Here is an 8,473-nt window from a genome sequence, read left to right as displayed (position 1 = left end):
GCGTTTCGGCCAATCTCCAACGCATGCCACCTGCCAACGCAAACAGAGCCGACCGGTCAAAATCCCTGTGCAGTGCCACCTGCCGGCGCGAAAAATCTCGTTGGCAAAGGCATGTTCAAGCGCCTTCGACGACCGAGAAGCCTTCGAACTGCGGATGGCCCAGATAGTGCACCTTCGAGCCGCCGGCGTTGCGATGGGCGGCGCGGAAGTTTTCCGATTTCGTCCAGGCGACGAAATCCTCCTGGCTTGCCCAGACCGTGTGCGAGGCGAACAGCGTATAGCCCTCGGCCTCGTTGACCGGACCGCGCAGCAGGTGGAATTCCTTGAAACCCTTCATCTCGGAGAGGCTGGAGTCGCGGCTTTTCCAGACGTCCTCGAAGGCTTGTTCAGAGCCGTTCTGGACCTTGAAGCGGTTCATGGCGATGTACATTGGCTTCCTTTCGAAAGGGACGAATTGTTGGGATGGCGAGGGTTCTAAAAAGGGCCGATCCGCGCCTTGAACACCCAACTCGATTTTCCGGTCTCGGGTGGAATGGGAGGGAACGGTGCCTGCTTGCGCACCAGCGTCAAAGCGAACTGATCGAGCTCGGCGGACCCTGAACTTTCGGCGAGCTGCAGATCGCTGACGCTGCCGTCGGCCGCGACGACGAAAACCACCCTGGCATTGTTGCGAGCCTTGGCCTGGATCGATTTCGAAACGCGACGGTTGGCGCGGGCAAGCTTCTTCTGGATTTCACCGCTGTAGCGGGATTCCAGCGCATTGCCGGCGGCCTGTTTCTTGCCCTTGCTGGCGACGACCGGCGCGTCGCGCGTATCGCCATCCGCCGTGCCTCGCGGTTCAACGGTTTCGCCTGGCCCCGCCGATCCGGCTGGTGCGCTCGGTGACGCGCTCGGGACCGGCGATTGCTCGGGCTCCGCAGGAGGCGCTTGTGTGATTTGCGGCTCGGTCGCGGGCGTCGGCTTGCTGTCCATGGAGACGCTCTGATCATCCTGGCGCGGTGTGGCGGCCGCCAGGAAGTCCGGGGCCGGCTCGTTGACGGCTTCCGGCGGAGGCTGGCGCGCCACTTGCTCACTTGCCGGCTGCTGCGCCTCGGCCGGCGGAGCGGGTTTTGCGGCCTGGCGTTTTGCCGGCTGCGGATCCGGCACCAGGGTAACATCCACCGCGCCGGACGCCTGGTCGTCCAAGGCGCTGCCGATGACGTTGTCGCCGGACTGGTCGGCGCCCTCGGCCCTGATCGCGTCCGCAGGATCGAATGTCCCCGCGGGTGCGATCAGAAACGCCGCCGCGGCGGCTCCATGGAGCAGGCCGGAGGCGACGATCGCCACTGCCCATCTGCGGTCTCCCGCGGATTGCCGCGTCTGCATGAGCGGCGCGTCCGGCTTGATCGCCGGTTCACTGCCTGCATCCGAAGGGTGATTGATATCCTGCATGGCTCGCGCCGAGACCTGCCGCACGCGACAAGGAATTGTCAAATCAAGATCGGTTGCCGCCCATGGCGGACCGGAGGCGGGCCGGACCTGAGACGGGGGCCGGCGCGGACTGTACCCACGCCGGCGCCAGGCCAAGCGACATCGCAAACGCCGAGGTCAGCAGGCGAAGCGATGCCGTCAAGCTATTCATTCCTCAGCCTCCGAAGCGCATGGTTGCCGCCAGCTTCAGGGTGACGCCGGGTTCGTAGAGGACAGCGGTCGTGCCTCCGTTGAGCGGGTTGGTGTATTTGACGTCGAACAGATTGTCGGCGCGGAAGTCGAGCTTGAGATTGTCCGTCGCCTGGTAGCTGGCGAAGGCGTTGACCAGCGTGAAGTCCTTGGGCACCGGATTGCCCTTCGGCTTGCCGTTATACTGCACCTCGCCGCCGACGGTCAGCTTGTCCTCGAGGAAGCGTAGGCCGAGCTGGGCCGTCACCTGCGAGGAGGGGATGGTGGCCAGGTCGGCGCGCTCGCCTTCATACGAGATGGTGTGGCCATCGATGATGGAGGCCGACAGGCCGGCATAGCCCCAGCCGGCGTCGTAGACGCTTTCCAGCTCGAAGCCATTGATCTTGGCCTTGGCGAAGTTCTGGTACTGGAAGCAGATCGGAATGCCCGGGCCGAACGGGCAACCGCTGGTCGGATCGAAGGGCGAGAGCGTCACGCCGTCGATGTAATCGTCGACGTTGTTGTGGAAGTAGGCAGCCTTGAGCCGCAGCGCGTCGCCGCCCTCGATGATGTCATTCTGCTGGTAGTTGACGCCGAACTCGACGGTCTTGCCGGTCTCGGGCTTTAGGTTCGGATTGGGCAGGAACGGGAAGCTGACGCCGGCTGGATGGTTGCCGCTGATCAGCGTCTCGGTCAGTGAAGGCGAACGATAGCCTTCCGCGTAGGTGCCGTAGAACTGCAGGCCGGCCAGGCCGGTGTTTTCGAGGGGCGAAACGCCGACGGTGATGCGCGGCGATACTCGGTCGCCGGACGCCTCATTCGTATCGTCCTTCAGGCTGTAATTGTCGTAGCGCAGGCCGCCAATGACCTCGATCCACTCCCAGGTCAGCTTGTCCTGGATGTAGGCGCCGGAGACGTTGCGCTTGCCCGACGGCGTGTAGAAGGAGTCGCCGCCGGCGCTGCCGCCGGTATCGACATCGTCGCCGACCCAGTCGCCGCCATAGGTCAGTTCGTGCGCGACGCTCGCCGTCTCGAAGCGCGACGTGTTCCAGATGTCGATGCCGGTCGTGCCGACATCGAACGTCGACAGCGAGCCGACCGGCAGCACCACGGGCAGGCCGGTGACCGGATCGAAGCGGTTCTGCGCGGTGAGCGTGGTCAGGTCGAGATTGGTTCTGTTGTAGGAGGCGTTGATGTGGAGGTCGAGCCAGCTCCGGGCGTCGTCGGTGATGTTGTAGCGAGCCGTGAAAGTGTTCGACTTGAGGTCGACATCGTTGGTCGGCACGCCGCCGCTAGTCTCGGTCCAGCCGTCCTTCGAGCCGACCCAACCGAGCTTCAATTCGCTGTTCTCGGTCGGGCGTATGGTGGTCTTGAGCAGGCCGCTCAGCACATCGAAACCGGTGCCGGCAACGGTGTCGCCGCCGCCGTTCTTGTAGTCGCCGTAGTCGCGATAGACGATGTTGCCGAGAACATCCCAGTTCTCGTTGATCCGGTAAGCGCCGGTCGCGCTGGTGGTCCAGCCCTTGCCGTTGCTTTCATAGCGCCCGGTCAGCGTGCCGGCCCAAGTCTCTTCCGGCTTGAGGAAATCGGCGGCGTCCTTGGTGTCGAAGAAGACGACGCCGCCGATGGCGCCGGAGCCATAGGTGTTGGCGGTGGGTCCGCGGATGACGTCGACGGATTTGATCAGCTCGGGATCGACATAGAAGGTCGATTGCGTGCCGTGGTCGGAACGCTGGAAGTCCTGCCTTGCGCCGTCGACGATCACCGCGACGCGGCCGAAATCCTGCAGGCCGCGGATGTTGATGCTCGAAGAGACACGCCGCGCGTCGGCCTGGACGGCGACGCCCGGAACACCGAGCAGCGTCTCGTTCGGCGTCGTCGCCATGCGGCGGTCGAGCTGCTCCTGATCGACATGGCTGGCGGAAGCCAGCGACTGGATGGCGGTTTCGCCCGTGCGGCTGATGACGAGGATCTTGTCGAGAAGCGTTCCGTCGGCCGCGGCCTTCTCGTCAGCCTGCCTTTTCTGATCGGACTGCTGCTGGTTGACCGCCGTCTGCGCGGCCTGCTGCGCTTGCGCGGCGGGCGCACTGAGCGCAATCGCCGCCGCTCCGGCCATTAATGCGGCGATTGTCTTTGCAATCGATCGGAAGCCCGGCCCCACGCTATCGCCAGCCAGGCCCGTCCGTCCCCAAGTCACCAACTCCATGCCCCAACTCCAGATTTTCAGGCTCGTAGCTGGCTGGCCGGTGGCTCGCTCGCATTTTTGATCACATCCGGCGTCTTAAATGTTGACTAATTTACTCCGGTAATGCACTGACTAGTAAACATGATTATTCGAGTCAAGAATTGAATCGGCATTTTGAGAGGCTGCGGCCAAGGTGGCCGTCAGAGGAAAGGACCGACCCGATGAACACGCACAATCCCAACGATTTCCGCTATCGCGTCCGCCGCCCGGAAGACACGCAGATGCGTTACGAACGCGTGCCGCTGGCGGTGAGGACGCTCTCCAGCAACACGCTGTTCCAGGGCGAGCACGAGATCGGCATCGAGCATCACGGCGCGCTCTACCGCCTGAAGATCACCCGCCAGGGCAAGCTGATCCTCAACAAGTGACCGGAACCGGCGGGGTTAGGCCAGCACATATCAGTCAGCACGGGTGGAAGACATTGCAGGTGGACGAAATGGACCAGCGCGTTAAGCCGTCGCCGGAGGAAATCCGGCGGGCGCGAGAAGAAAATCCGAAAATGCGGGAGCGCGATCTCTCGGCGCAACTGGGCATTTCGGAAGCGGAACTGGTCGCGGCGCACTGCGGCTTCGGCACTGTCCGCGTCGAGCCGCGTGTCAACGATCTGCTGACCGGGCTCGAGGCGGTCGGCGAGGTGATGGCGCTGACGCGCAACGAAAGCGCCGTGCACGAGAAGATCGGCGTCTACGACAAGGTCGTCACCGGCAACCATAACGCCATGGTGCTTGGCGAGAACATCGACCTGCGCATCTTCCCGAAGGCCTGGATGCATGGCTTTGCCGTCGAAAAGCGCGACGGCGGCGAGATCCGCCGCAGCCTGCAGTTCTTCGACGCGGCCGGCGAGGCGGTGCACAAGGTGCATCTGAGGCCCGCATCCAATCTCTATGCCCACCAGAAATTGGTGGCGAGCCTCGAATCGTCGAACCAGGAACCGACCGTCGCGATCCTCCCAAGCGCCGCGGAAGGAGAGGATGAAGGGCAGGGCTCGGCTGCCTCGATCGGCGATCTGCGCGACCGCTGGAGCCGGCTTACCGACGTGCATCAGTTCTTCGGCATGCTGAAGACGCTGAAGCTCAGCCGCCGCGAGGCGGTGCGCATGGTGGGCCAAGACTATGCCTGGCTGCTCGACAATGACGCGGTCAGCGCCATGTTCCACCACGCTGCGGCAGGCGAGATGCCGATCATGTGCTTCGTCGGCAATCGCGGCTGCATCCAGATCCATTCCGGCCCGATCAAGTCGGTCAAGCCGATGGGGCCGTGGCTCAACGTTCTCGACGAGACTTTCCATCTGCATCTGAGGACCGACCACATCCGCGAAGTCTGGGCGGTGCGCAAGCCGACCAAGGACGGCCATGTCACCTCGCTGGAGGCCTATGACGCCAATGGCGGCATGATCATCCAGTTCTTCGGCAAGCGCCATGAAGGCGAAGGCGAGCGGGAAGACTGGCGTTTTCTGGCCGAGAACCTGCCCCGCATTCCCAATCCGACCGCTGCATGAGGTAGCACCCAATGCGCTTTGCTCTCAGTTTCCGCGCGGCGCTTGCCCCGATGCTCGGCGTCCTGCTTGCCGTCGCCATTCAGCCGGCCACGGCGGATGAAGGCACGACTGTCTTTTCGGACAGCTCGCGGATCGCCTCCATAGGCGGCTCGATCACCGAGATCGTCTATGCGCTCGGCGAGGAAGGCTGCCTCGTCGCCCGCGACTCAACCAGCAACTATCCCGAGGCGGCGGCGAAGCTGCCGGATGTCGGCTATATGCGCGCGCTGTCGCCCGAGGGCGTCCTGTCGGTCAATCCGACCGGAATCCTGGCGCTGCAGGGCAGCGGCCCGAAAGAAGCGGTCGACGTGCTGAAGAAGTCGAGCGTGCCGTTCATCGAGGTGCCGGACCGCTACAATCATGAGGGCATCCTCGAAAAGATCCGCGTCGTGGGAAAAGCGCTGGGGGTCGGGGCCAAGGCCGAGAAGCTCGTTGCCGAAACGGACGCGAAGCTCACGGCGGCCGAAAAGCAGACGGCTGCGGTCAAGGATCGCAAGCGCGTGCTGTTCGTGCTGTCGACGCAGGGCGGCAAGATCCTTGCCGCGGGCAGCGACACGGCGGCCGACGGCATCGTCAAGCTGGCTGGCGCGGTCAATGCGGTAGAGGGTTTTTCCGGCTACAAGTCGATGACCGACGAGGCGATCGTCAGCGCCAGGCCGGACGTCATCCTGACGATGAAGGGCGGCGGACCGCCGATCTCGGAAGAGGAGCTGTTCGCCAACCCTGCCGTCGCTTCAACACCGGCGGGCGCCGACCGCAAGATGACCAGCATGGGGGGCGGCTACCTGCTCGGCTTCGGGCCGCGCACGGCGGATGCCATCCGCGATCTTGCCGTTTCGCTCTACGGCAACCAGGTCCTGGACTGAGCGGCGATGGCCGAACAATCCATTGCCGGCGCGGACCGGGCGATGGCAGCCGATGGCGACCGCTCGGCCCGGGCAAGGCTTGTCATCCTGCTCTTGTGTGTGACGCTCGCTCTCTGCGTGTTCCTGTCGCTGACGTCGGGCGCTTCCGACGCCTCCGCGGTCCGCGTCATCCGCGGCTGGTTTACGGGCACCATGCCTGCCGACGCGGCGTTGGCCGCGCGCGACCAGTTGATCGTCTATGACATCCGCATGCCGCGCGTGCTGCTCGGCGTGCTGATCGGCGCAGCGCTGGCCGTCTGCGGCGCGGTGATGCAGGGGCTGTTTCGCAATCCGCTTGCCGATCCCGGCCTGATCGGCGTCTCCGCCGGCTCCAGTCTCGGTGCGGTGGCGATCATCGTGGTCGGCACGACCTGGCTTGCGCCCGTCACGCTTGCGCTGGGCACGCTCGCTTTGCCGCTCGCGGCATTCTTCGGCGGGCTCGCGGTGACGTTGCTGCTTTACGCCGTCGCCACGCGCCAGGGGCGGACGTCGGTCGCCACCATGCTGCTTGCCGGAATCGCCATCAGCGCTCTTGCCATGGCGCTGACGGGTGTCCTCATCTTCATGGCCGACGACCGGCAACTGCGCGACCTGACGTTCTGGCAGCTCGGCTCGCTGGCTGGCGCGACATGGCCGAAGATTGGCACCGTGGGGCCGGTGATCGTGCTGGCGCTGTCGGCGATGCCGTTCCTGTCGCGCGGCCTCAACGCGCTGGCGCTGGGAGAAGCGACCGCGGGCCATCTCGGCATTGCGGTGCAGCGGCTGAAATACACGGCAGTCGTCGCGGTGTCGGCAGCGGTCGGCGCTTCGGTCGCGGTCAGCGGCGGCATCGGCTTCATCGGCATTGTCGTGCCGCATGTGCTGCGGCTGGCGATCGGTCCGGACAACCGCTATTTGCTGCCGGCCTCGGCCCTGCTCGGCGCATCGCTGCTTCTCGTCGCCGACGCGGTCGCCCGCACCATCGTCGCGCCGGCCGAACTGCCGATCGGCATCGTCACCGCGGTCGCCGGCGCGCCGTTCTTCCTTTGGATCCTGCTGCGCAAGCGCGGCGTCGTCGATCTGTGAGTTCGCCATGATCGAAGCGCGCGACATTTCGGTGGCGATTGGCGGCAAGCGCATCGTGTCCAATGTCAACTTCGCGGCGCGGCCCGGCGAGGTGACGGCCATCGTCGGACCGAACGGATCCGGCAAGACGACCTTGCTCAAGGCGCTGACCGGCGAGCTTGCCTATACCGGCACCGTCACCCTCAACGGCCGCGACCTGTCCGCCATGAAGCCGGTCGAGGCAGCCACGCTGCGCGCGGTGCTGCCGCAATCGACGGCGCTGTCCTTCCCGTTCACCGTGCGCGAGATCGTTCGCCTCGGCCTGATCGGCGGGCGCTCCGGCGTGCTGCCCGGCGAGAATGCGCGTTTGCCCGAGCGGGCGCTGGCGCGTGTCGACCTCGGCGGTTTCGCCGGCCGCTTTTACCAGGAGCTTTCCGGCGGCGAGCAGCAGCGCGTGCAGCTTGCCCGCGTGCTCTGCCAGGTCTGGGCGCCGGTGCTCGAAGGGCGGCCGCGCTACCTCTTCCTCGACGAGCCGGTCTCCAGCCTCGACATCAAGCACCAGCTCATCATCATGAACATCGCGCGCGATTTCGCCCAGCGCGGCGGCGGCGTGGTGGCGATCCTGCACGACCTCAATTTGACGGCCATGTATGCCGACCGAATTTTCGTGCTGCACGGTGGCCAGTTGGCCGCCGCGGGGTCGTCAACGGACGTGCTGAACGACGAGCTGATCGAGAGGGTGTTCGACTGCCGGCTCAGGGTCGGTGCTTTGCCTGCCTCGAACATGCCGTTCGTGTTGCCGCAATCGGCAGCGTAGACTTGGCCGCGAGGACTTTCCCACCTTCGTCATCCACGGGCGGAGCGGGAGCGAAGCGGACGCGTAGACCCGAGGATCCATTCCGTTACATCAGCCGAAGAATGCGGCGATCCAGAAAGGAGCGCTGGCGCCAACGCCAGTTCTGCATCGCTGTAGGACTGAAACGTCACGGAATGGATTCTAGGGTCTGCGCTGCGTCGCTGCGCTCCTTGCTCCGCCCTAGAATGATGGGTGGACGGCCCCTTGCGGCATCGAATGTGCCAAACTGGCCGTGTTGAAACCCCAGC

At 64.9% G+C, this 8,473-nt stretch carries 8 protein-coding genes; 5 read left to right on the top strand and 3 right to left on the bottom strand.

Features of this window, described 5'->3' with window-relative positions; genetic code table 11:
* Positions 1-115: 115 nt before the first annotated feature.
* The 3 genes from FJ425_RS31315 to FJ425_RS31305 all read right to left on the bottom strand — a co-directional run bounded on the left by FJ425_RS31315 (position 116) and on the right by FJ425_RS31305 (position 3,844).
* Positions 116-430 (bottom strand): antibiotic biosynthesis monooxygenase, encoded by a 315-nt coding sequence (locus tag FJ425_RS31315; RefSeq protein ID WP_140727895.1) that lies wholly within the window; start codon positions 428-430, stop codon positions 116-118.
* 44 nt (positions 431-474) lie between these two features.
* The gene (locus FJ425_RS31310) at positions 475-1,431 is read right to left on the bottom strand and encodes a TonB family protein (protein ID WP_140727893.1); all 957 of its coding nucleotides are present in this window, start codon (positions 1,429-1,431) and stop codon (positions 475-477) included.
* A gap of 193 nt (positions 1,432-1,624) precedes the next feature.
* Positions 1,625-3,844, bottom strand: a complete 2,220-nt coding sequence (locus FJ425_RS31305; protein ID WP_140727891.1) for a TonB-dependent hemoglobin/transferrin/lactoferrin family receptor — start codon at positions 3,842-3,844, stop codon at positions 1,625-1,627.
* Positions 3,845-4,044: 200 nt separating this feature from the next.
* On the opposite strand from FJ425_RS31305, the gene hemP reads away from it, so the two are divergent.
* The 5 genes from hemP to FJ425_RS31280 all read left to right on the top strand — a co-directional run bounded on the left by hemP (position 4,045) and on the right by FJ425_RS31280 (position 8,186).
* Entirely contained in the window at positions 4,045-4,251 is a 207-nt protein-coding gene (hemP, locus tag FJ425_RS31300; RefSeq protein WP_040981784.1) for a hemin uptake protein HemP, read from the top strand.
* Positions 4,252-4,319: 68 nt separating this feature from the next.
* Positions 4,320-5,381, top strand: coding sequence for a hemin-degrading factor (locus tag FJ425_RS31295; RefSeq protein ID WP_140727889.1), 1,062 nt, complete (start codon positions 4,320-4,322; stop codon positions 5,379-5,381).
* A gap of 11 nt (positions 5,382-5,392) precedes the next feature.
* Entirely contained in the window at positions 5,393-6,286 is an 894-nt protein-coding gene (locus FJ425_RS31290) for a hemin ABC transporter substrate-binding protein (protein WP_140727887.1), read from the top strand.
* 6 nt (positions 6,287-6,292) lie between these two features.
* Positions 6,293-7,390 (top strand): iron ABC transporter permease, encoded by a 1,098-nt coding sequence (locus tag FJ425_RS31285; protein WP_140627177.1) that lies wholly within the window; start codon positions 6,293-6,295, stop codon positions 7,388-7,390.
* A 7-nt stretch (positions 7,391-7,397) separates the two neighbouring features.
* A complete protein-coding gene (locus FJ425_RS31280; RefSeq protein WP_140727885.1) occupies positions 7,398-8,186 on the top strand; it encodes a heme ABC transporter ATP-binding protein in 789 nt (262 codons plus the stop codon).
* Positions 8,187-8,473: the final 287 nt, after the last annotated feature.

The organism is Mesorhizobium sp. B2-7-2, assembly GCF_006440775.1.
Classification (GTDB): Bacteria; Pseudomonadota; Alphaproteobacteria; order Rhizobiales; family Rhizobiaceae; genus Mesorhizobium.
Note: the sequence above shows the minus strand (reverse complement) of the source record. Positions and strands in the feature narration are given on the sequence as shown.